Source organism: Xanthomonas pisi DSM 18956, assembly GCF_001010415.1.
Lineage (GTDB): Bacteria > Pseudomonadota > Gammaproteobacteria > Xanthomonadales > Xanthomonadaceae > Xanthomonas > Xanthomonas pisi.
Genome location: NZ_JPLE01000114.1, coordinates 1 through 373 on the forward strand (window position 1 = coordinate 1; position 373 = coordinate 373).

At 49.6% G+C, this 373-nt stretch carries 1 protein-coding gene; it reads left to right on the forward strand.

Annotated elements, in window-relative coordinates; all coding sequences use genetic code 11:
* On the forward strand, window positions 1-373 hold a 373-nt coding region (locus Y887_RS17160), incomplete at both ends, for a VapE domain-containing protein (RefSeq protein WP_046965502.1).

Sequence of the window (373 nt, forward strand, 5' to 3'; positions counted from 1 at the left end):
GTACTGCGCGCATCGAGAAATACCTTATCGAGCTATTCCGACCGTTCGATACAGAGTTAAACCGACAAATCGGTGTGTATTTTTGGCTATCGCTCTACAACCGTCTGACCAACCCAGGTTGTCAAGCGCCAATCTCCATTGCGCTCATCGGCGGCCAGAACGCAGGGAAGAGTTATTTTAGCAAGCTGCTTTGCGAAGCTATTATGAATGACCGCCACGCAACACCGATTCCGTTGAACTTAGCCGCGCAGAACTTCAACCCGTTCTTGCGAGCTATCACGGGTCGCTCAATTATCGCGAACGTTGGCGAGATGACAGGCTTTAAAAAGGCCGACATCGAAAACATGAAAGCATTCCTGACTAAGACGGAAGA